The following is a 272-nucleotide window of genomic DNA, read 5'->3' on the forward strand; positions in this document are numbered from 1 at the left end:
ACTGTGGCTGAAGAACGCAAAGTATACCGCAGCCCGGAACGGGCTGCCAAAACCATGCCGGGGCCAAACGAACCTGCGCCGCCGCCCAAATCGCAGCGGCCGCAGCGCGGCCGTAAACCCCGGCGCAAACGTTCCCGCCGTCAGCGCAGCCGTCTGGTACTGGCGTTGTGTTTGCTGTGCCTGCTGGTGGTTGTGGGGGTCTGCCTTGTACTGACCCGCTGCTCCTCCGGCCCTACCGGCCCGGAACAGGCCAATTTTGGCACAACGGCCGC

The 272-nt window shown here is 65.8% G+C and carries 1 protein-coding gene; it reads left to right on the forward strand.

All coding sequences use genetic code 11. From position 1 onward, the window contains the following. Nucleotides 1-272 (forward strand): hypothetical protein (locus H6B10_RS16205; RefSeq protein ID WP_430661779.1); only part of this gene is annotated, 272 nt, incomplete at both ends.

The sequence above is a fragment of the Gemmiger formicilis genome (assembly GCF_016901605.1).
In the GTDB taxonomy this organism is placed as follows: domain Bacteria; phylum Bacillota; class Clostridia; order Oscillospirales; family Ruminococcaceae; genus Gemmiger; species Gemmiger formicilis_B.